The organism is Collinsella aerofaciens, assembly GCF_015555045.1.
GTDB lineage: Bacteria > Actinomycetota > Coriobacteriia > Coriobacteriales > Coriobacteriaceae > Collinsella > Collinsella aerofaciens_W.
In genome coordinates, this window is the sequence record NZ_JADNJQ010000035.1 from 1 (window position 1) to 20,081 (window position 20,081).

Sequence of the window (20,081 nt, forward strand, 5' to 3'; positions counted from 1 at the left end):
TCACCATTGTCGGCCTAATCCGCGGTCTTTCATGCAGCAGGGGCTCTCAATGTTTTTATGTCCTGCTCATATCGTCTCTGCCGGCAGTTGGGGACATTCCTTGTGCCAGCGTTGCATCGAGTGCTTGGGAAACTGCGACCCGGTTTTTGGCCGAATAGTGGGTCGCATTTTCCGGATGGGGTGGGTTGCGGAAAGTGCGACCCGGAATATTGCTCTGAAACGGGATGCGGTTTCCCTGATGTGCCTCAAACGGAAAGCGCATCCCATTCCGGACCTTCAAAACGGGATGCGCTTTCCGCGCGGAAGAATTGTCGCAGCTGCGTAAAGCGGTGTCGCTCGTTACTCGCCCAGAATCAGCGCCGCTAGCTCGTCCTGGGTGTCCACCACGTAGTCGGCGCCGGCGGCTTCCAGCTCTGCGCGGCCGCGGAAGCCCCAGCTGACGCCCGCGCTCTTAAGGCCGGCGTTGTGGCCGGTCAGGATATCGACATTGGAATCGCCCACATAGAGCGTGGTCGACGGATCGGCGCCTAGCTCTTTCATCACATGCAGCGTAACAGGCGCCTCGGGCTTGGGAGGAAACGCATCGACGCGGCCCTGTACCAGCGCAAAGCGCTCGGAACCAAAATACTTCTCGATAAGCGGAGCCGCCGAGATGTGGTCCTTGTTGGTGAGCACGGCAAGCTGCACGCCCGCGGCACGCAGGAGGTCGAGCATCTCGATTGTGCCGGCATAGGGGGCGGTGTGGTCCTCCTTGTGCTCGCCGTAGTAAGCCCTAAACTCGGCAAGCGTCTGCTCAAACATACGACCGTCGCCCGCATACTCGGCGGGCATAAAGCGCTCAACCAGCTTGAGCATGCCGTTTCCCACCTTGTAGCGGTACTCGTCTACGGCAAACGAGGGCCAGCCGTGCATCTCGCAGGTATGGTTGCCGGCGGCCGCCAGGTCCTCGAGTGTGTTGAGGATGGTGCCGTCTAGGTCAAAGATCACATGGGAAAAAGCTGCTGCCATAAAAACTCCCGTCATTGGGTTTAAAACGCACCCCATAATACTGGGCTTCCGCGTTGGGCGTGCTTGGAATCTGAACATCTCCAGGGGTATCAGGCCGCATCGCGCCGACCGTGTGGTTTCGCCCTAGCAAATCCTCGGCAGCTGCTCTCCTACGAGCATGTCGAGGATGCGAGTCGATCCCCAGCCGGTGCGCACGCGCACGGCGGGACGGGCGCCCTCGGCAAGCGGCAGCACGCGACCGATGACGGCGGCATTCTCGCCGTAGCGGGCGGCGCGCATGGCGCTCAGCGCGGCATCGGCCTGCTCAGCCGGCACCACGGCAACCATCTTGCCCTCGTTTGCCACCTGCAGCACATCGTAGCCGAGCATCTCGCAGGCTGCCTGCACGTCGGGGCGCACGGGCACATCGTCCTCGTCGATCTCCATGGCAACGCCGCTGGCCTGCGCAAACTCGTTGAGCGTCGAGGCCAGGCCACCGCGCGTGGGGTCGCGAAAGCAGCGTGTGTCGGGTGCTGCAGCAAGCACATCGGCAATCAGGTGGTTGAGCGGCGCGGCGTCGCTTTCGATGGTGCTCGAAAACGCCAGACCCTCGCGTTGGCTCATGATAGCGATGCCGTGGTCGCCCAGTGTACCCGAGACCAGGATGACATCGCCGGGCTGGCAGTTTGCGCCGCTGAGCGCCACGCCCGCAGGCACCTCGCCCACGCCGGCGGTATTGATATAGACGCCGTCGGCCCCGCCGCGCTCGACCACCTTAGTGTCGCCCGTGATTATGGACACGCCCGCCTCGCGCGCCGTCTCGGCCATCGTCTGCACAATCTGGCGGAGCTTATCCATGGGATAGCCCTCTTCGAGGATAAAGCCGCACGACAGGTAGCGCACGTTGGCGCCCGAGGTCGCGACGTCGTTGACGGTTCCGCACACGGCGAGGCGGCCGATGTTGCCACCGGGGAAGAACTGCGGCGAGACTACAAAGCTGTCGGTCGACATGGCGATGCGCCCGCTCGCGGGCAGCGCGGCGACGCCGGCATCGTTGCCTGCGAGCAGCTCGGGCGACCCAAAGGCATCCAAAAAGACCTCATCGATGATGCGTTTCATCATCTGGCCGCCGGAGCCGTGGCCCAGCAGGACGGTGCTATCGGTAACGCTATGGGACATATCGAAAACTCCAATCGTGGGTGGAATTATATGGGTGAGGCGCACCGTCGACTGGTCCGCCGTTCGTTAGAACGGCGGAACCTATTAGCCTCGGTAGCGGAAATATGCTGCGCAGCTGCCCTCGGAGCTCACCATGCAGGGGCCGACGGGATGCTCGGGCGTACATGCGTGGCCGAACAGCGGGCAGTCGTTTGGCGTGATGGCGCCGCGCAGCACGTCGCCGCAGCGGCATCCGCGTGGCTCGACCGTCGGCTCGATGGGCACGTCAAAGCGGGTGCGGGCATCAAAGCGCGAGAGCTCGGGGCGGATGGAAAGGCCCGAGTTGGCAATCGGCCCCAGCCCGCGCCACGTGGTGTCGCATGGCTCAAACACCTGCTCGACCAGCTGGCGCGCCACGGGGTTACCGTCTGCGTTGACGCCACGGCGGTAGGCGTTGTCGATCGCCGGCTTGTTCTCGACAACCATCTGGACCAGCATACAGATGCCCTGCAAGATGTCGACCGGTTCAAATCCCGTTACCACGCCTGGGGTCTTAAACTCGTCGACCAAAAAGCCAAAGGGCGTCAGGCCCGTGATGGTGGCGACGTGCCCCGGAAGGATAAAGCCGTCGATAGTGGTCTCGGGATCGTTGGCGATGGCGCGCAGCGCCGGCGGCGTGGTCTTATGGGCGCAGTAGACCGAGAAGTTCTGCAGCCCGCGTGCGTCTGCCTCCAGGATGGCGGCGGCGATGGTGGGCGTTGTGGTCTCAAAGCCCACACCCATAAAGATGACCGGGCGATCAGGGTTTTGCTCGGCGATATCGAGTGCATCGAGCGGGGAGTAGACGATGCGAATATCGCGCCCCGCCGCCTTTTGCGCAGCGAGCGAGGTGGACGATCCGGGCACGCGCATCATGTCGCCAAAGGTGGTGATGATGGCGCGGTCTATGTTGGCGAGCGCGATCGCGTGGTCGATGTCGCGGTTGGCGGTGACGCAGACGGGGCAGCCTGGGCCGCTCAGCAGCTTGAGCCCAGCCGGCATGATGGAGCGAAAGCCATAGCGCCCGATGCTCACGGTATGCGTGCCGCAGACTTCCATAAGGTTGATGGCGCGGTCGCCGACAAGCTCATGAATGCGCTCGATGAGCTCGCGAGCCAGCTTGGGATCGCGGAATGCCGAGAAATCGATACCGGAGCGCGCCGGCTGCTCGGCCGCCACTAGTATGCCTCGGCCGGGTTGCTGGCCAGTTGGTCTTCTTCGACCAGCTCGGACATGGCATTAACAAGCTCGAGCGTTTCTTGCGCTTCCTGCTCGTCGACGATCTGGATGCCAAAGCCGGCGTGTACGAGAATATAGTCGCCAACCTGCGCCGTCGGCACGAGTCGCAGCGACACGGGGCGCTCGATGCCCATCATGTCGACGGTGGCCTTGAGGTCGTCGTCGCGTTTGACTACTTTACCGGGAACGGCAAGGCACATATTGTTCCCCTTTTATACGCTTTGCGCTGGACGGGCGCTCAATAATCCATCAGTTGATGGTAGCGCTCGCGGGGTTCGCGGGCAAACGCGTTACGCCTGTGAGACGGCTGGGCGCGGCGGCGTGCGAGGGCGAGCTACTGCGATGCAACCTGCGCAAGACGAGCGCTTGCGACTGCCGCCTGACCGTAGGCGATGCAGCCGTCATTGACGGGTACGGTGTGGGGGACAAGGACAGTAAGGCCTGCGCTTTTGAGCTCGCGGGCGAGGAGCTGAAGCAGAAGTCGGTTCATGAAGACGCCGCCCGAGAGCGCGACGGTGTCGATGCCCTCGTGCACGCAGATATCGCTGGCGATGCGCGCCGAGGAGCGCGCGACGGAGACATGGAAATCGAGTGCGAGCCTGTCGGCGGGCGCTCCGGCTTCAATTCCTCCCAAAAGTGCCTCAAAGAGTGCTTTCTGGTCCAGAACATAGGGGCCGTCCAGCCACGATGGGCCAGATGCGAAATAGCCGGCGTTGTTGTCGGGAAAATGGGCGATTTCGTTGTCGAGCGCGCGCCAGGCGGCAGCCTCAAGCTCGATGGCGGGTTCGCCCTCGTAGGTTGCCTTGTCGCAGATGCCCAGAATTGCTGCCGCGGCATCAAAGAGACGCCCCATGCTGCTGGTACGCGGGCTGTTGATGCCGCGCTCGATCATGGTGGCTGTCACGCTGCGCGTTTGCTCGTCGAGGCTGTCCAAAAGCCGAGCGGCACCTGGGTGCTCGAGCAGACCGAGCTCACTGAGCAGGGCAAAGGCGTTGCGGCGGGCGTCGCGCACGGAGGCCGCCCCGCCGGGGAGCGCCCAGGTGCGCAAATGCGCGGCGCGTTCAAAGCCGCCAAGGCTGGCAACAAGAAACTCGCCGCCCCAAATGGTCCCATCGGTGCCGGCGCCGGTGCCGTCAAAGGCGATGCCAAGGACGCGCGCGTCGGTTGTAAGCTGGCCCGCGGCGATGGCCTCGGCCATTACGCTCGCGATATGCGCATGATGGTGCTGCACCTCGACGAGCGGCAGATTGCATTTTCGCGCCTGCTCGCGCGCCCACTGGCCCGATAGATAGCTGGGGTGTACATCGCAGGCCAAGGCGGCGGGCGCCAAATCAAAGAGATCTTCCAAGCGCGTGCGCGCGGCGTTCCAGGCATCGAAGGTCCCGCCGTTTTCAACATCGCCGATATGCTGCGACACAAAACAGGGCGCCTCGCCGTTCGTCCCTTCACGTGTGAGCGCAATCGTGGCCTTTTGTTGTGGCCCGCAGGCGAGCACGCAGGACGGAGCGCCGTCGAGCGCCGGCAACGGCAGCGGCTGGGGTGCATATCCCCGAGCGCGGCGCACGGGCATAACGGCGCCGTCGACCACGCGCACCACGGAATCGTCATAGCGCGAGAGAATCGCGCGGTCGTTACCGAGCAACGCGTCGGCGATGCCGGCGGCAACGAGGTGTTCCCAGGCAAGGTCGTCGTCGGTCTCGATGGGTTCTTCGCTCAGGTTTCCGCTGGTCATGACGAGCGCGTGCATACCGCAGACTTCTGCCGCGGCAAGCAACAGATGTTGAAGCGGCGTATAGGGGAGCATGACGCCGAGCTCGGGCAGGTCGTGCGCGACAGATGGCGCGAGGGCGAGGATGTCGGGGGAACCGTCGTTGTCCTCGCTAACAGTGCGCCGGCGCAGCAGCACGATGGGGCGGATACTGCCAGCGAGCAGATCGCGTTCAGCATCATCGATATGACACAGGCGCTCGGTATCAGCAAGACTACGTACCATGACGGCAAGTGGTTTGTTGCTGCGGCGTTTGCGACGGCGCAACTCGGCCACCGCCTGCTCGTTGGCAGCGTCACAGGCTAGATGGAATCCGCCCAGGCCCTTGATGGCGACGATGCCACCGCTGGCCAGCAGCTCAACGCAGCGCTCGATGATAGCGTCGCTGGCCTCGCGTGTGGTGCCGACGGTCGGTGTCGCGGACGAATTCCCGCACGCATTGCCGTTTACAGCCTCGCGCCACGTAATATGCGGCCCGCAATCAAAGCAGGCATCGGGCTGCGCGTGAAAACGCCGGTCGAGTGGGTCGACATACTCCGCAGCGCACTTGGGACACATGGGAAAACAATCCATCGACGTGGCCGCTCGGTCATAAGGCAGCGATCGGATGATGGTAAAGCGTGGGCCGCAGTTAGTGCAGTTGATAAAGGGGTAGTGATAGCGTCGGTCGGCGGGATCGAACAACTCGCGCAGGCAATCGTCACAGGTGGCGATATCGGGCGAGACGAGCGTCGTGTGCGCGGTCTGGTCCTGCGACGCCACAATGTGAAAGCCCTGCTCATCGGCAGCGCTCCAGCCGCCAGGCTCCAAATCCGCAATATCGACTCGCTCAACGCGAGCTGCCGCAGGCGCATGCTCAGAAAGCGCGGCAACAAAAGCATCGAGCGCATCGGCCAAAGCGTGCGCCTCGATATGCACGCCGTCGCCCGCATTGAGCACCCATCCACAAATGCCATGTGCCATGGCCTCGCGATACACAAACGGTCGCATGCCAACGCCCTGCACAATGCCCGTCACATGAATATGCGCATGCCGCATGCGACACCCCTCATCAAAACCGACCAAAAAGGGACAGGTTTATTTTGGTAGGTAAAACTTCTAAACCTGCCAAAACAAACCTGTCCCTATTTGGCAGGTGCGCTGCGGGAAATCCCGCTACAGCCCCAGGCTCTGCTTGGTGGCGGCGCACGTGAGCTCGCCGTGCTTAACGCCGCGCAGGCCCAGCAGGCGGTCGGCTAGTTCGTAGACGCGCTCGCCGCGACCCTTGAGTGCCAGGATTTCCAAGCAGTTGTGGTGATCCAAATGCACGTGCATCGTCGATACGATCTCGTCGGTGTAGTCGTGCTGCACCTCGTCCAGGCGGCGCGTCAGATCGCCGGTGTGATGGTCGTAGATCATGGTGAGCGACCCGATAACGTGCTCATCGGGCGTGCGCATCTGCTCTTTGGCGATCGAGGCGCGAATCAAATCGCGCACGGCCTCGGAGCGGTTGGCCACGTCGCCGCGGCGCGCGATCTGCTCGTCAAAACGGCGCAGCAGGTCGTCGGGTGCGGTAACCGAAAAACGGACCAGCTCGGAGCCGGAGCCACTACAGTGGCAGCCCGCGTCACCGTCCGCCCCGTGCGGATGCTCGTGCTCGTACTCGCAGCAGTGCTCGTGTTCGGCCACCTTACACCAGCTTCACGGAGCCGACGGAGTTGTGGTCGGCCTCGATGGCTTCCTCGTAGCCCTCGAGCGCGTCATGCGCCTCGTGGAGCGCGGCCATGGCGGCTTCGAGCTTGGCGCCGATGCGCTCCATGTCAAAATTCTCGGTCGCATGCAGCAGCTGATGGCTCCACTCGTGAGCGAGCTCGATGGTGTCGTCGACCTGCTTGACGCTCATGGCAAGCTGGCTCATGTTCATTCCAACATCATGCATGGGAAATCTCCTTTTGTATGGGGCAGTTCAGTGGTTCAGATTTTACTACGCCCGCTCTGCGCGCAGCTGCATAAGAAAACGGGTACGAGTCTGTGCGACCCGCACCCGTTCACTGGGGGCTGTTTGTGACTACCATACTATCCGTGGTTGCACTCGGTGCATTCAGAAGTCCGGCGAGCGGCGTAAAAGCGCTCATGGACGGCAGGCAGACGGCAACATGTAACAAGCGTATTACAGATGCTTCTCCAGCAGCGCCTGCAGTCTCGCCTTGGGCAGAGCGCCAACCGAGCGGTCAATCTCCTCGCCGTTCTTAAACACAATCAGCGTGGGGATGCTCATGACGCCATACTTCATGGCCAGGTCCTGGTTGTCGTCGACGTTGCATTTGGCAACGGCAAGCTTGCCCGCCAGCTCATCGGCGACCTCGTCCACGATGGGCGAGAGTGAACGACACGGCCCACACCACGGAGCCCAAAAATCAACCAGCACGGGCAGGCTGTCGTTAACGATGGAATCGAAGTTCTCGGGGGTAATCTGCTTAATGTCAGCCATGGTGACCTCCATAATGCGACGCGGCTCAGCCGCGTAAAACTCAGTACGACCGTGCTTATACCCAGCCGCCCGCAAAGCAACCACTCGCGGGCAGCTCTTTTATATAATGGTGGGCACGCAAACGATTGGAGAGCGCATGCCCACGTCACAAAGCCAGAAAAAAGAAGCCATCGCCCAGGCGACCGAGCAGGAGCTCGCATCGCTCGCGGGTCGTGGCGTGCGTATCGCGGGCAACGCGTGCTCGCCGATCGTGCTGGTCAAAGGCGATTTGGACGAGGCCGAGCGTTCGGGTGGCGAGCTTGCCGCCGGCCCGGATGGCGCGGCGTTGCGCAAGGCGCTTGGGGCCATCGGCTACGCGCCCGAGGATTTTTGCGTGCTGGCAAGCGTCGCCGGCGTGGGTGACGGAGCGGTCGCGGTGGGCGAGACTCTGCCGTGCGAGCTGTTCCGTGAGGCGCTTGAGGCTTTGGACCCCGAGGCGGTGCTACTGCTCGACAACAACGCGGCTGACGCCATGCGCGAGACCTACGCCGATATGCTCGTGGCAATCGATGACTTCGACACCGCCATGCTCAAGCCCGGCTTGGTCGCCCATGTGCAGGGTCGCCGCGTGCTCGCGCTCGACGGTTTTGAGGCGGCGCTCACTGACAAAGCCGCCAAGCAGCGCATGTGGGCATACATCAAGCAGCTGACCCCGGCGGCCGCTCCGCTGTAGCGGATTGGCGCCGGTGAGCGATTGCCTGGCGGGCAAGACACGCCGCGAGATCGGCGCCGCACTTCTACATCACAGCGCGCAGCTCAAACCGATCGCCGTTAATGCGGAACTGGCAGTTGCCGTTCATGCGTTCGACGGCAAGCTTAATGCTCTTGGTTCCAAAGCCGTGTCCGGTGTGCCCGGCTACGGGCATGCCGTCGACCATGCGCGGCGCGCGGTCAAACGTGTTGGAAACTAACAGCAGCAGCTGGCCGTCCTCTAATCGCAGGTCAAAGTCGACGAATCGCTTTCCCTGGGGCGCGGCGCTTGCGGCGGTGATAGCGTTTTCCAAGGCATTTGAGAGCACGCTAAACAGGTCGGCGTCACCTACGTGGATGGTTTCGGGTACGGCGGCGCGCAGGTTGGCGGTAATGCCGTTTCTATTGATATCCGAGTTAAATGACGAAAGCGCGATGTTTACGGTCTCGTTGGCGCAGAAGCGGCGTACGGCGGTACGATCGCCGGCTTCGCAGAGTTCATCGATGCGTTTGAGCGCCTCGTCGGTGTGGCCCTCCTCAATTAAAGCGGCCAGGCCGCGTAGGAAGTGGCGCATATCGTGGCGAAGAATCGACAGCTCGCGCCCAGATTGACGCCAAGCCTCGAGCTCTTTGATGGCGGCGCTGTCGCGGGTTTCGAGCATCCAGCGCTCTCGCTCGGCGGTTTCCTTTTCTTCGTATTCGCGCAGGTAAACGGCAAGAAACATAAGATAGAAGGCACAGAGCGCAAATGCCAAAAACTCAACCGTTACCACCGAGCCCGAGTGGAACAGCGTGGTGTAGACGTTGGTGGCATAGTCAAAGACGTAATAGACGAGCGGCAGGATTAAAAGGATGCCCAGCTCGGTGGTGCTTTTAATCGCCAAGCGTGGACCGATGTCGCCGGCCCAATGCAACAGGACGGCAAAGACGGCGAGTGTGGTCGCGATGCGCGCCAGATAGTACGCGATCTGCGAGTCGGTTGCGGCAAATGCGGCGATGCCCATCCAATTGCTGAACTGGCAGCTCAGATAGGCACTCGTAATGCCGAGCACGGCAAGCAGCGGGCTCAGGCGGTAGCGCGCGCACAAATAGATGACGAGAGGCAAATGCACGACGAGCGGATATACCTGGCGGGCGAAAAGCTCGCCGCCGACGGCATTGGCGATCGAAAAGGCAGCGCCGGTCACGACGCCGACCAGCACCAGTTCAAGCGCATGACGCCGGTTGATCTCGACACCGCACAGCGCCGCCGAGGCAAAGACGCCAAAGAGCAGCGTCGTGGCGTGGTGGATTGCCCAAAGGACCATTTCGACCGAGGAGACCATCAGTGTCTCCCACCCTCAAAGCGCGCCGCAAAGTAGGCGTCTTGGAATCCCTGCTTGCAGCTGCGCGAAAGCGGGATGCACGCGCCCGAGCGCATGACGATGTCCGTGCGGTCAAAGTGATCGATATTGCGCAGGTTGACCTGGTAGCTGCGGTGGCATTTAAAGAAGACCGCGTTTTGCTCCAAGCGGTCCTCGACGCTGCGGAACGACTCGAGTGCCTCGATATCGCGTCCGTCGCGCAGGTGGAAGACCACGTGCTTGTTGCGCGCCTCGGCATATTCGATGTCGGACAGGCGCAGGGCGTGGTAGCCAAAGGAAGTTTTGATCACGAGCTCGTCGGTTGCCGCCGGGCGCATGCTCGAAAGCTCGTCGAGTAATCGCGCCAGGCGTTCGTAAGTCACGGGCTTGAGCAGATAGTCGAAGGCGCGGACCTCGTAGGATTCCAGCGCGAACTCGGGCGACGAGGTGAGGAACACCAGGCGCACGGCGGTGTCGGCCTGGCGCAGTTCGCGTGCGGTGTCCATGCCGTTGACGAGCGGCATGATCATATCGAGCAAGATGATGTCGGCGCGCGGTGCGGCATGGCGGGCCAGCAGGTCCTCGCCGCGCGTGACGAGCGCAACATCGACCGCCGTGCCCGTCTCGGTCGACCAACGGTCGATCATCCGGTGCAGTCTATCTAGAAAAGCGACATCATCGTCGCAGGCAATAATCTTGAGCATTCGGCCCCCTTAAGTAGTTCGATTTTGCCACATCGGGCACGCGCCGCTTGCGGGGGTGCGGACCGTTTGCGCCTCACGGCGTGCAGCTCGCGCCAAGCGGTGTTGCGGTGGCGAAAGATGCCTCCTGCGCTATCGAAAGCCCGGCTATCCTCAGCTTGCCAGTTCGAAAATGGACCTGCCACATGATTGAATCTTTATTTCAACTTTACACCTAGGTTTACAGCTGTCTTGTCAGCTGTAAACCTAGGTGTCATACTAAAGCCCCAAGATTCGCCAAAAGAGAGGGGCCTTGATGGCACAGAGCGCGAACATGGATGCGTCGGAGCTTGCACGCGATATCGCGGCCGGCCTGGCATCGGCAACGACGGCAACGGAGCGTGCGGCACTGGTGCCCGCAGAGCTCGTCGAGGCCATTCAGCAACTAAAAACCCAACGTGACGCGGTGATCCTGGCGCACTATTACGTGGCGCCCGAGGTGCAGGCTGTGGCCGATTACGTCGGCGACAGCTTCTACCTGGCAAAGCTTGCCAAGAGTCTGCCGCAGCAGACTATCGTGCTGTGCGGCGTGGAGTTTATGGGCGAGAGCGCCAAGCTGCTCAACCCCACCAAGACCGTGCTGCTGCCCGAGCCGGGCGCGGACTGCCCCATGGCGCACATGGTCAAGCGCGAGACGGTCGACGCGGCGCGCGCCGAGTACGGCGACGACCTGGCCGTGGTGTGCTACGTCAACTCCACGGTCGAGATCAAGAGCTGGAGCGACGTGTGCGTCACCAGCTCCAACGCCGTTAAGATCGTGTCCGAGCTGCCGCAGCAGCATATTCTGTTCATTCCCGACCAAAACCTGGGACGCTTCGTAGCCGAGCAGGTGCCGCAAAAGCACGTCATCCTCAACAACGGCTACTGCCCGCGCCATCACATCATCACCGTCGAGCAGATCGTCGACGCGACGGAGGCCCACCCCGACGCGCTCGTGCTGGCGCACCCCGAGTGCAAGGCCGACGTTCTGGCCGAGGCCGACTACATCGGCTCCACCGCCGGTATCATCAAGTATGCCGAGGAGTCGGACGCGAGCGAGTTCATCATCGTGACGGTCCGCGGCGTGCTCTACGAGCTCGAGCGCCGCTGCCAGGGCACCGGCAAGAAGTTCTATTTCCCCGCGGTGCAGCCCACCTGCGTCAACATGGACCTCATCACGCTCGAAAAGCTCGTGCGCTGCCTGGAGACGGGCGAGGGCGAGGTGCAGATCGGCGTCTCGGACGAGGCGGCAGACCAGGCCAAGCTCACGCTCGACCGTATGCTCGAGTACGCAGCACGCTAGAACAATGTTGCATGAGGGACGGTCCCTTATGTTACATTCAAGGGAGAGGATTCCTGTGGAAACCAAGCAATACCCCGATATGGAGTGCGACGTCGTCATTGCCGGCTGCGGCGTGGCGGGTCTGTACGCGGCCCTCAATCTGCCGACGAGCACGCGCGTGATCATGCTCTCCAAGGGCGCGGTCGATGAGTGCGATTCGATGCTCGCGCAGGGCGGCATCTGCGTGCTGCCCGAAGGCTCGGACTACGATGCCTTCTTTGAGGACACCATGCACGCCGGCCACTACGAGAACCGCCGCGAGAGCGTCGACATCATGATTCGCTCGAGCCGCTCGGTCATCAACGACCTGCTAGCGATGGGCGTGGATTTTGAGCGCAAGGCCGACGGCAGCCTCAATTTTACCCGCGAGGGCGCGCACAGCCGTCCGCGCATTGCCTTCCATGCCGACATTACGGGCAAGGAGATCACGACCAAGCTGCTCCAGGCCGTTCGCAAGCTGGACAACGTGCAGATTTTGGAGCACGTGGCCATGACCGACATCCTGACGGGCGAGCGTGACGGCGCCACGGTGTGTACCGGCGTCGTCGCCGTTCCCGTGGACGAGGACAACTCGGTTCGTCCCGCCGACGAGCTGGCAAATGCCGCCGAGGGTGTGCATGCCGGCGAGCCGTTTAAGATCCATGCCCGCCACACGCTGTGGGCAACGGGCGGCATCGGCGGCGTATATGACCACTCGACCAACTACCCGCAGCTCACGGGTGACGCCTGCTACATCGCGCAGGAGCACGGCATTAGGATGGAGCATCTGGACTACGTGCAGATCCACCCCACGGGCCTGTTCTCGCCGCAGCCGGGCCGCACCTTCCTGATCAGCGAGAGCTGCCGCGGCGAGGGCGCGATTCTGCTCAACGCCGCCGGCGAGCGTTTTACCGACGAGCTTCAGCCGCGCGATGTGGTCGCCGCCGCTATTCGCGAGCAGATGAAGCAGGACGGTACCGAGCACGAGTGGCTGAGCTTTGCCCCCGTCGAGCGCGACGTGGTGACCGGGCACTTTGCCAATATCCGCGCGCGCTGCCTGGAGGACGGCCGCGACATTTTGGACGAGCCCATCCCCGTTACGCCCACGCAGCACTACTTTATGGGCGGCGTATGGGTCGATAAGGACGGCCGCACCTCGATGCCCGAGCTCTACGCCGCGGGCGAGACGGCCTGCAACGGCGTTCACGGCAAGAATCGCCTTGCATCAAACAGCCTGCTCGAGGCGCTGGTCTGGGGTCGTCGCGCCGCGTGGTACATGCGCACCGGCGAGTCGCTGGCCGTGGAGCAGGCGGGCGACCCCGCGCTCGATGGCCGTCATCGCGCCCTGAGCGCCGACACCCTGGCAATCGATGATTTGGCCCGTGCCGCCGGCACGCAGGCCGTGGAGGAGTAGACCATGAATCCCATTACCATGAAGCTCGTCGTCGATGATCTGATTCTGCAGGCTCTGCGCGAGGACATTACCTTTGAGGACGTGAGCACGGCGAGCGTGTGCCCCACGGCGCGTCCCGCCACGGTGGAGCTTATCGCCAAGGCCGATGGCATCATCGCGGGCCTGGATGTGTTCGCCCGCACCTTTGAGCTGCTGGATTCGCAGAGCTCGGTGCTGCTCGACGTTGCCGATGGCGACGAGGTGCACGCCGGCGACCATGTGGGTCAGGTGCGCGGCGATGCGCGCGTGCTGCTTTCAGGCGAGCGCGTGGCGCTCAACTACCTGCAGCGCATGAGCGGCATCGCTACCTACACGCACAGCATGGCCGCGGCGCTCGAGGGAACCAAGACCGTGCTCGTCGACACGCGCAAGACCACGCCGGGCATGCGCGTCTTCGAGAAGGCCGCGGTCGAGATCGGCGGCGGCAGCAACCATCGTTACAACCTGTCGACGGCCGTCATGCTCAAGGACAACCACATCGATGCCGCCGGTGGCGTGACGCGCGCGATCGAGATGGCGCGCGCTCATGCGTCGTTTACCGCGACGGTCGAGATTGAGTGCGAGAACCTGGACATGGTGCGCGAGGCTGTGGAGGCCGGCGCCGACATCATCATGTTCGACAACATGACCCACGACGACATGGCTGCTGCGATTGAGCTTATCGCCGGTCGCGCCAAAACCGAGTGCTCGGGCAACGTGGACGCCAGCAATATCCGCGCGCTCGCCGACCTGGGCGTTGACTTTATTAGCTCGGGGGCGCTGACGCACTCTGCGCCGATTCTCGACCTCTCGCTTAAGCACCTGCGTCTGCTGGACGGTAAATAATGGACGCCCGCGAGCGTCGCCGTGCCATCATAGGCGTGCTCGAGCGAGCCAAGGAGCCCGTTTCGGGCAGTGCGCTTGCTCGTGAGGTGGGTGTGAGCCGCCAGATTGTCGTGCAAGACATCGCCCTGCTGCGCGCCGATGGGCACGATATCGTGGCGACCAACCGCGGCTACGTGCTGCAGGAGGCCCCCAGCAGCCCCGCCGTGCCCACGCGCTTGGTCAAGGTTCGCCACAGCGTGGAGCAGGCAGGCGATGAGCTCACGAGTATCGTCGACGCCGGAGGCGCCGTGCTCAACGTGATCGTCAATCACCGCGTGTACGGCAAGATCACAGCCGATCTGGACATTCGCAACCGTCGCGATATCGAGCGCTATCTGGAGGGTATTGCCAGCGGCAAGAGTTTTCCACTGCTGACGGTGACAAGCGGCTATCACTTCCATCGCATCGCGGCGGAGGACGAGCAAACCCTCGACGAGATCGAGGCGATGCTCAAGGAGAAAGGCTACCTAGCCGATTTAATGCCCTACGAGGATGATTTGTCCTAGCCCGACACTGTCCCCAATTAGCTGCCCACGAATGCAAAAGGAGGCCTCCGCGGCGATGCGGAGGCCTCCTTTTTTGTGCACGGTGTACTTTTGAGTGTGCAGGTGGGGGAGTTGTTACTCCTCGACGATCTCGGTGATCGCGCCAGCGGGGCAAGCGTCCTGGCAAGCGCCACAGGCGACGCAGGAGTCCTCGTCAGCGACGGTAGCGACGTCCTGGAGCTCCAGAACGCCAGCGGGGCAGGAGTCGACGCAAACGCCACAAGCGATGCACTCGTCGGCATCAATTACGGGATGAGCCATGGTAGTTTCCTCTCTGTTGACCGACGCTACAGGCGATGCGCGCCGGTTTGATTCGGGCAAAAACATACCACGGGAGCGACCGTTTGCAATACCCTCTGACCGGCATCTTCATACCGTTCGCCGAGTATGCCAAGGTTTACTAAAAAATGCGCAGGTGGGGCCGTTGAGCTGCGCAAATGTTAGCTAAAGGTGACTTGAAATATTGAGCTATTGAGCGCGCCTGCGGAAAGGGCATCCCGTTATTTGGCCGAAACACGGGCCGCAGTTTCCGGTTGGACCGTCCGGCGGAAGCTGTGTCCCAGAATTCGCGCTCAGACCGGGATACCCTTTCCGGTTGAGGGCTCGACCGGAAACCGCATCCCGAAATCGACGCTCAAAACGGGATGCGCTCTCCCTAAGGCCGCCCCAGACTGCTCCACACGCCCCAAGCTCAAACCTCAGCCATCTCTACATAGATCTCGATAGATTTGCCGAGAACTCAATCAGCGCATCTACCTGCACATTTAAGAACCTAAACTCTCAGCAATAAGAAATCTTATATGAATTGACTTAGATTTTGTATATTCCGGCCCATAAGGGGATACACTACATCCTGAAAGACAAGCCGAAACACCGCTCGGCAGACCGCCGAGTTGGTGCAAACGCACAAGAGAGAGGGAATTTCTAATGGGCAAGATTCTTGGTATCGACCTTGGTACTACTAACTCCGCAATGGCCGTTCTCGAGGGCGGTTCTCCGACCATTATCGTGAACGCCGAGGGCGACCGCACCACCCCGTCCGTCGTGGGCTTCCGTGCCGACGGCGACCGCGTCGTGGGTAAGGCCGCTAAGAACCAGGCTGTCACCAACCCCAAGAACACCGTGTTCTCCATCAAGCGCTTCATGGGCCGCAAGTACTCCGAGTGCACCTCCGAGATCAAGACCGTGCCGTATGAGGTCAAGGAGGGCCAGGGTGGCCGTGCCGTCGTCGACATCGAGGGCAAGGATTACACCGCCGAGCAGGTGAGCGCCATGACGCTCGCGAAGATGAAGGCCGACGCCGAGAAGTATCTGGGCGAGACCGTCACCGACGCCGTCATCACCGTCCCGGCCTACTTCAACGACGCCCAGCGTCAGGCCACCAAGGACGCCGGCAAGATCGCTGGCCTCAACGTCAAGCGTATCGTCAACGAGCCGACCGCTGCTGCTCTTGCCTATGGCCTGGACAAGCAGGGCACCGACCAGCGCATCCTGGTCTTCGACCTGGGCGGCGGCACCTTCGACGTCTCCATCCTCGACCTCGCCGACGGCGTGTTTGAGGTTCTGTCCACCTCGGGCGACAACCACCTGGGCGGCGACGACTGGGATCAGCGCGTCATCGATTGGATGGCCGATAAGTTCCAGCAGGAGAACGGTGTCGACCTGCGTCAGGATCCCATGGCCCTGCAGCGTCTGAAGGAGGCCGCCGAGAACGCCAAGAAGGAGCTCTCCGCAGCCCAGCAGACCACCATCAACCTGCCGTTCATTACCATGAACCAGTCCGGCCCGCTGCACCTCAACTACACGCTGACCCGCGCCGAGTTCGAGAAGATCACCCGTGACCTGCTCGAGCGCTGCAAGCAACCTGTCACCAACGCCCTGCGCGACGCCAAGCTTAAGCTTTCCGATCTGACCGAGGTCATCCTCGTCGGCGGCTCCACCCGTATGCCCGCCGTCCAGGAGCTCGTCAAGACTATGACCGGCAAGCAGCCCAACATGTCCGTGAACCCCGACGAGGTCGTTGCCGACGGCGCTGCCGTCCAGGGCGGCGTGCTCACCGGCGACGTCGAGGGCATCCTGCTGCTCGACGTTACCCCGCTGTCGCTGGGCGTCGAGACCATGGGCGGCATCATGACCAAGATGATCGACCGCAACACCACGATCCCGACCTCCAAGACCGAGGTCTACTCCACCGCTGCCGACAACCAGACCAGCGTCGAGATCAACGTGCTCCAGGGCGAGCGCGAGCTTGCCCGCGACAACAAGTCGCTCGGTAAGTTCCAGCTGACCGGCATCCCGGCTGCCCGCCGCGGCGTGCCGCAGATCGAGGTTACCTTCGACATCGACGCCAACGGCATCGTCAAGGTCTCCGCTAAGGACAAGGGCACCGGCAAGGAGCAGCAGATCACCATTTCCGGCTCCACCGCGCTTTCCGACGACGAAGTCGATCGTATGGTCAAGGACGCCGAGGCTCATGCCGAGGAGGACAAGAAGCAGAAGGAAGAGGTTGAGGTCCGCAACCAGACCGACAGCCTGTGCTACTCCACCGAGCAGACCCTCAACGAGCTCGGTGACAAGGTTTCCGCCGACGTGAAGTCCAAGGCCGAGGCCGCTATCGCCGACGCCAAGAAGGCGCTCGAGGGCTCTGACGTCGAGGCCATCAAGGCCGCCGGCGAGTCCCTGCAGTCCGTGGCCTACGAGCTGGCCCAGGTTGTCTACGCCGACGCTCAGCAGCAGACCGACGGTGCCGCCGGCGCCCAGCCTGCCGACGATGACGTCGTCGACGCCGACTACGAGGTTGTGGACGACGAGGACAAGTAATCATGTCCGCCCGTAAAGCTCGCACGGAGGCGGCCGCCGTTGGTGCCGCCCCCGTTGACTCTGAGGAGAAGGACGTGAAGATTCCCGTAGAGGCCGTTGACGATACCGAGGCCAACGAGGCCCCGGCCGCCGAGGCTGCCGAGAACCAAGTAGAGGATTCCAACAAGGAGGCGACGATGACCGAGGACGAGATGGTGGAAGCCGCTATCCGCGCCGGTGAGGAAGCCGCCGACAACGACTTTAAGCTCAAGTTCGAGCAGGCTCAGAAAGAGCTTGCCGACGTGCGCAACGAGCTCGATGCTGCGGCAGAGGCTCAGAAGGCCGCCGAGGACAAGGCAAAGGACGCCACCGAGCGCACCGCCCGTCTGCAGGCCGACTGGGAGAACTTCCGTCGCCGCACCGCCAATGAGCGTATCGCCGAGCGCGAGCGCGCGACCGAGAAGCTCGTCACCGCGCTGCTGCCGGTGGTCGACGATATCGAGCGTGCGATCGACCATGCCCGCAGTCAGGAGCTTGCCGACGACTTTAAGCAGTTCGTCGACGGTGTCGACGCGGTGCATGCCAAGCTGCTCGATGTGTTTGCGCACGAGGGCGTTGAGCCCATCGACCCCAAGGGCGAGGCGTTCGATCCGCTCGAGCACCAAGCCGTGGGTCGCGTCGAGGACGCGTCGCAGTACGATGAGACCGTCAACGACGTGTACCAGAAGGGCTACCGCATGGCGGATCGCATCCTGCGTTCCGCGATGGTGACGGTGACCTACGGCGGCGAGAAACGCCCCGCACCGGAGCCCGAAGCGGCGCCCGAGGATGCTGCGGCCGATACGGCCGAGAGCACCGAGGAGTAATTGAGAAGGGCCCCGGGGCAACACCCGGGGCCCTTTCTGGCCTAGTGCCATATGAAAGCATGAGCCGCCGCCCGCTGGGCGGCGGATGAAACAGGAGAGGAGCTACGATGGCTGCAGGCAAAACCTTCTATGACATCCTGGGCGTATCCAAGAGCGCCTCCGACAAAGAGATCAAGAGCGCGTTTCGCAAGCTCGCGCAAAAATATCACCCCGATGCCGGCGGCGACGAGGCCAAGTTCAAGGAGATCAGCGAGGCCTACGAGACGCTTTCGGACGAGAAGAAGCGCAAAGAGTACGACCAGATGCTCATGTTTGGCGGCATGCCGGGCGCGGGCGGCGCGTATGGCGGCGGCTACGGTGCCGGCGCGGGTGCCAGCGGCTGGGGCGACATCTTCGACAGCATCTTTAGCGGCAACGGCGCCTGGGGCAGCGATTGGGGCTCGGGCTTTGCCGGGGCTGCGGGCGCTGCCGGTGCCGGCGCGGGTCGCAGCCGTGCTCGCAAGGGCGGCGACCTGTCGCTGACCGTCGATGTGACGGCCGAGGACGCGTTTCGCGGCGTGACGCACAAGGTCACCTATCGCATTCCCTCGACAGGCGAGCAGCAGACCATTACGGTCTCGGTGCCCGCGGGCGCGGTCGACGGCGGCAAGCTACGCTACAAGCGTCGCGGCGAGTATGGCGTTGCCGGCGGCGAGCGCGGCGACCTGGTCGTGACCACGCATGTGGAGGAGCACCCGCTGTTTAAGCGCAAGGGTGCCGATGTGACCATGGAGGTGCCGATCTCGGTCTACGAGGCGGCGCTTGGCTGCACGGTTGATGTGCCCACGCCCGGCGGCGCGACGGTTCGTCTGAAGGTGCCCGCTGGCACCCAGACGGGCAAGAAGTTCCGCTTTAAGGAGATGGGCGCGCCCGACGTTAAGCACCGTGGCCGCACAGGCGCGCTGCTCGTCGAAATCAAGGTACAGGTCCCCACGAACCTGTCCGATGACGAGCGCGATGCTATGACCAAGCTGCGCGAGGCCGACACGCGCGATTATCGCGAGAAGGTCAACCGTTACAAGGCGACGTACTAGGGCGGTCGTGGCGCACACCCGCGCCCGCGGGCTTATGATGGACGATAACGAGACGGAAAGGGGTCAGGTAGCATGGCCGAGGACAATAGGAATAAACCGCTGTACATGATCAGCGTGGCGGCCGAGTTGACCGGCATGCATCCGCAGACTCTGCGCGTCTACGAGTCCAAGGGCCTGGTGAACCCCCAGCGCTCGGGCGGCAACACGCGTCTGTATTCGCGTGCCGATATCGAGCGCCTGGAGCTCATCAACCAGCTGACCGACGAGGGCATCAACCTTGCCGGCGTGGTGCGCATCCTCGATATGAAGGAGCGTGCCGAGGAGCGCGAGCGCGAGAACGAAAAGCTCCGCGCCCGCGTGCGCCAGCTCGAGGACGAGCTGCACGAGTACAAGATGCAGAAGAAGATCACCGCCCTTGCCCCGCGCGACGGCTCGGTTAACCCCGAACAGGTCATGCGCAAGCTGCTGGGTGCCGGCGGGGATTTGTAGTTACGCGGTTTTACCAAACCGCGTAACGGGCCGACGCTGCGCGCCGCCCAGAGCGACAATTTGCCATTCAAAAGGCAAGGCATGACCAGAAGGTCTATGCCTTGCCTTTTCCATGCCAACTTGTTCGCTCTGGACGTCGCTCGCTCATATGACCCAATCCGCTGTCAAGAGCCACAATGGCCCCGCCGACCGCTTGCAATCGGTCGGCGGGGCCTGCCG

The 20,081-nt window shown here is 62.7% G+C and carries 20 protein-coding genes; 9 read left to right on the plus strand and 11 right to left on the minus strand.

Going from position 1 to position 20,081, the window contains the following annotated elements:
- Positions 1–339: 339 nt before the first annotated feature.
- The 8 genes from I2E45_RS09260 to trxA all read right to left on the minus strand — a co-directional run bounded on the left by I2E45_RS09260 (position 340) and on the right by trxA (position 7,661).
- Positions 340–1,008: an HAD family hydrolase gene (locus I2E45_RS09260; protein ID WP_229058923.1), complete on the minus strand. Its 669-nt coding sequence runs from the start codon at positions 1,006–1,008 to the stop codon at positions 340–342.
- Between the two features lie 123 nt (positions 1,009–1,131).
- A complete protein-coding gene (gene hypE, locus I2E45_RS09265; protein WP_195445860.1) occupies positions 1,132–2,166 on the minus strand; it encodes a hydrogenase expression/formation protein HypE in 1,035 nt (344 codons plus the stop codon).
- 84 nt (positions 2,167–2,250) lie between these two features.
- Positions 2,251–3,363: a hydrogenase formation protein HypD gene (gene hypD / locus I2E45_RS09270; protein WP_271742331.1), complete on the minus strand. Its 1,113-nt coding sequence runs from the start codon at positions 3,361–3,363 to the stop codon at positions 2,251–2,253.
- Positions 3,363–3,623, minus strand: a complete 261-nt coding sequence (locus tag I2E45_RS09275; RefSeq protein WP_195445861.1) for a HypC/HybG/HupF family hydrogenase formation chaperone — start codon at positions 3,621–3,623, stop codon at positions 3,363–3,365. Before I2E45_RS09275 ends, hypD begins: the two co-directional genes overlap by 1 nt.
- Before the next feature lie 134 nt (positions 3,624–3,757).
- A complete protein-coding gene (gene hypF, locus I2E45_RS09280; protein ID WP_195445862.1) occupies positions 3,758–6,229 on the minus strand; it encodes a carbamoyltransferase HypF in 2,472 nt (823 codons plus the stop codon).
- Positions 6,230–6,346: 117 nt separating this feature from the next.
- A complete protein-coding gene (gene nikR, locus I2E45_RS09285; RefSeq protein WP_226812468.1) occupies positions 6,347–6,859 on the minus strand; it encodes a nickel-responsive transcriptional regulator NikR in 513 nt (170 codons plus the stop codon).
- 1 nt (position 6,860) lies between these two features.
- A complete protein-coding gene (locus I2E45_RS09290) occupies positions 6,861–7,109 on the minus strand; it encodes a hypothetical protein (RefSeq protein ID WP_006235225.1) in 249 nt (82 codons plus the stop codon).
- Positions 7,110–7,340: 231 nt separating this feature from the next.
- On the minus strand, positions 7,341–7,661 hold the full coding sequence (gene trxA / locus I2E45_RS09295) for a thioredoxin (protein ID WP_055250861.1): 321 nt from the start codon (positions 7,659–7,661) through the stop codon (positions 7,341–7,343).
- Positions 7,662–7,797: 136 nt separating this feature from the next.
- Here trxA and I2E45_RS09300 point away from each other — a divergent pair, with 136 nt between their 5' ends.
- Entirely contained in the window at positions 7,798–8,373 is a 576-nt protein-coding gene (locus I2E45_RS09300; RefSeq protein WP_022093991.1) for a hypothetical protein, read from the plus strand.
- Positions 8,374–8,437: 64 nt separating this feature from the next.
- On the opposite strand, the gene I2E45_RS09305 is transcribed toward I2E45_RS09300, so the two are convergent.
- Both I2E45_RS09305 and I2E45_RS09310 read right to left on the minus strand, forming a co-directional pair.
- Positions 8,438–9,715: a sensor histidine kinase gene (locus I2E45_RS09305; RefSeq protein WP_195445863.1), complete on the minus strand. Its 1,278-nt coding sequence runs from the start codon at positions 9,713–9,715 to the stop codon at positions 8,438–8,440.
- Positions 9,715–10,437, minus strand: coding sequence for a LytR/AlgR family response regulator transcription factor (locus I2E45_RS09310; RefSeq protein ID WP_195445864.1), 723 nt, complete (start codon positions 10,435–10,437; stop codon positions 9,715–9,717). Before I2E45_RS09310 ends, I2E45_RS09305 begins: the two co-directional genes overlap by 1 nt.
- A 292-nt stretch (positions 10,438–10,729) precedes the next feature.
- On the opposite strand from I2E45_RS09310, the gene nadA reads away from it, so the two are divergent.
- Genes nadA through I2E45_RS09330 form a run of 4 tightly spaced genes read left to right on the plus strand, consistent with a single transcriptional unit; the run spans position 10,730 to position 14,596 of the window.
- A complete protein-coding gene (gene nadA / locus I2E45_RS09315; RefSeq protein ID WP_117583639.1) occupies positions 10,730–11,755 on the plus strand; it encodes a quinolinate synthase NadA in 1,026 nt (341 codons plus the stop codon).
- 28 nt (positions 11,756–11,783) lie between these two features.
- Positions 11,784–13,187, plus strand: a complete 1,404-nt coding sequence (locus I2E45_RS09320; RefSeq protein WP_195445865.1) for an L-aspartate oxidase — start codon at positions 11,784–11,786, stop codon at positions 13,185–13,187.
- A 3-nt stretch (positions 13,188–13,190) separates the two neighbouring features.
- The gene (nadC, locus tag I2E45_RS09325; protein ID WP_195445866.1) at positions 13,191–14,051 is read left to right on the plus strand and encodes a carboxylating nicotinate-nucleotide diphosphorylase; all 861 of its coding nucleotides are present in this window, start codon (positions 13,191–13,193) and stop codon (positions 14,049–14,051) included.
- Positions 14,051–14,596 (plus strand): transcription repressor NadR, encoded by a 546-nt coding sequence (locus tag I2E45_RS09330; protein ID WP_195445867.1) that lies wholly within the window; start codon positions 14,051–14,053, stop codon positions 14,594–14,596. Before nadC ends, I2E45_RS09330 begins: the two co-directional genes overlap by 1 nt.
- Before the next feature lie 114 nt (positions 14,597–14,710).
- On the opposite strand, the gene I2E45_RS09335 is transcribed toward I2E45_RS09330, so the two are convergent.
- Complete coding sequence (locus I2E45_RS09335) at positions 14,711–14,962, minus strand: indolepyruvate ferredoxin oxidoreductase subunit alpha (RefSeq protein WP_158564522.1); 252 nt, start codon at positions 14,960–14,962, stop codon at positions 14,711–14,713.
- Between the two features lie 600 nt (positions 14,963–15,562).
- Here I2E45_RS09335 and dnaK point away from each other — a divergent pair.
- From dnaK to I2E45_RS09355, 4 genes are all read left to right on the plus strand, one after another.
- Positions 15,563–17,455, plus strand: a complete 1,893-nt coding sequence (gene dnaK, locus I2E45_RS09340; protein ID WP_006235214.1) for a molecular chaperone DnaK — start codon at positions 15,563–15,565, stop codon at positions 17,453–17,455.
- A 2-nt stretch (positions 17,456–17,457) separates the two neighbouring features.
- Positions 17,458–18,300 (plus strand): nucleotide exchange factor GrpE, encoded by an 843-nt coding sequence (locus I2E45_RS09345; RefSeq protein ID WP_195445868.1) that lies wholly within the window; start codon positions 17,458–17,460, stop codon positions 18,298–18,300.
- A gap of 107 nt (positions 18,301–18,407) precedes the next feature.
- The gene (locus I2E45_RS09350) at positions 18,408–19,373 is read left to right on the plus strand and encodes a DnaJ C-terminal domain-containing protein (protein ID WP_035136622.1); all 966 of its coding nucleotides are present in this window, start codon (positions 18,408–18,410) and stop codon (positions 19,371–19,373) included.
- A gap of 72 nt (positions 19,374–19,445) precedes the next feature.
- On the plus strand, positions 19,446–19,862 hold the full coding sequence (locus I2E45_RS09355; RefSeq protein ID WP_006235210.1) for a heat shock protein transcriptional repressor HspR: 417 nt from the start codon (positions 19,446–19,448) through the stop codon (positions 19,860–19,862).
- The last annotated feature ends 219 nt before the right edge of the window (positions 19,863–20,081 follow it).

What these genes read in the sequence shown, in the direction of transcription:
- I2E45_RS09260 (WP_229058923.1), bottom strand. Translation starts at nt 1,008, where the DNA reads ATGGCAGCAGCTTTTTCCCATGTGATCTTTGACCTAGACGGCACCATC.
- hypE (WP_195445860.1), bottom strand. Translation starts at nt 2,166, where the DNA reads ATGTCCCATAGCGTTACCGATAGCACCGTCCTGCTGGGCCACGGCTCC.
- I2E45_RS09275 (WP_195445861.1), bottom strand. Translation starts at nt 3,623, where the DNA reads ATGTGCCTTGCCGTTCCCGGTAAAGTAGTCAAACGCGACGACGACCTC.
- hypF (WP_195445862.1), bottom strand. Translation starts at nt 6,229, where the DNA reads ATGCGGCATGCGCATATTCATGTGACGGGCATTGTGCAGGGCGTTGGC.
- I2E45_RS09290 (WP_006235225.1), bottom strand. Translation starts at nt 7,109, where the DNA reads ATGCATGATGTTGGAATGAACATGAGCCAGCTTGCCATGAGCGTCAAG.
- trxA (WP_055250861.1), bottom strand. Translation starts at nt 7,661, where the DNA reads ATGGCTGACATTAAGCAGATTACCCCCGAGAACTTCGATTCCATCGTT.
- I2E45_RS09300 (WP_022093991.1), top strand. Translation starts at nt 7,798, where the DNA reads ATGCCCACGTCACAAAGCCAGAAAAAAGAAGCCATCGCCCAGGCGACC.
- I2E45_RS09305 (WP_195445863.1), bottom strand. Translation starts at nt 9,715, where the DNA reads ATGGTCTCCTCGGTCGAAATGGTCCTTTGGGCAATCCACCACGCCACG.
- I2E45_RS09310 (WP_195445864.1), bottom strand. Translation starts at nt 10,437, where the DNA reads ATGCTCAAGATTATTGCCTGCGACGATGATGTCGCTTTTCTAGATAGA.
- nadA (WP_117583639.1), top strand. Translation starts at nt 10,730, where the DNA reads ATGGCACAGAGCGCGAACATGGATGCGTCGGAGCTTGCACGCGATATC.
- I2E45_RS09320 (WP_195445865.1), top strand. Translation starts at nt 11,784, where the DNA reads ATGTTACATTCAAGGGAGAGGATTCCTGTGGAAACCAAGCAATACCCC.
- nadC (WP_195445866.1), top strand. Translation starts at nt 13,191, where the DNA reads ATGAATCCCATTACCATGAAGCTCGTCGTCGATGATCTGATTCTGCAG.
- I2E45_RS09330 (WP_195445867.1), top strand. Translation starts at nt 14,051, where the DNA reads ATGGACGCCCGCGAGCGTCGCCGTGCCATCATAGGCGTGCTCGAGCGA.
- I2E45_RS09335 (WP_158564522.1), bottom strand. Translation starts at nt 14,962, where the DNA reads ATGTTTTTGCCCGAATCAAACCGGCGCGCATCGCCTGTAGCGTCGGTC.
- dnaK (WP_006235214.1), top strand. Translation starts at nt 15,563, where the DNA reads ATGGGCAAGATTCTTGGTATCGACCTTGGTACTACTAACTCCGCAATG.
- I2E45_RS09345 (WP_195445868.1), top strand. Translation starts at nt 17,458, where the DNA reads ATGTCCGCCCGTAAAGCTCGCACGGAGGCGGCCGCCGTTGGTGCCGCC.
- I2E45_RS09350 (WP_035136622.1), top strand. Translation starts at nt 18,408, where the DNA reads ATGGCTGCAGGCAAAACCTTCTATGACATCCTGGGCGTATCCAAGAGC.
- I2E45_RS09355 (WP_006235210.1), top strand. Translation starts at nt 19,446, where the DNA reads ATGGCCGAGGACAATAGGAATAAACCGCTGTACATGATCAGCGTGGCG.